Source organism: Aminobacter sp. MET-1 (assembly GCF_026521175.1).
Taxonomy (GTDB): Bacteria; Pseudomonadota; Alphaproteobacteria; order Rhizobiales; family Rhizobiaceae; genus Aminobacter.
This window is the reverse complement of sequence record NZ_JAMSHL010000080.1, coordinates 1-319: the sequence shown is the minus strand read 5'-3', so window position 1 is coordinate 319 and position 319 is coordinate 1. Positions and strand designations below refer to the sequence as shown.

At 67.7% G+C, this 319-nt stretch carries 1 pseudogene; it reads left to right on the top strand.

Annotation, left to right across the window (positions count from 1 at the left end):
* Window positions 1–319, top strand: a pseudogene (locus tag NDO48_RS30600) (malate synthase G); the annotation flags it as partial.

Below are 319 nucleotides of genomic sequence, written 5' to 3'. Positions count from 1 at the left end.
AATGTCGACCCCGAGATCGCCACGGTTGCCGGCCCGCAGCTGGTGGTGCCTGTGATGAATGCGCGTTACGCGCTGAATGCGGCGAACGCCCGCTGGGGTTCGCTCTATGACGCGCTCTACGGCACCGATGCGATCCCCGACAGCGATGGTGCCGAGAAGACCAGGGGCTACAACCCCAGGCGCGGCCAGAAGGTCATCGCCTGGGCCAAGGCGTTTCTGGACGCGTCCGCGCCACTGGCCCTGGGCAGCTGGTCGGACGTGACAGGGCTTGCGGTCGAGGGCGGGCAGCTGAAGCTTGCGAGCGCTTCAGGCGCGGTTG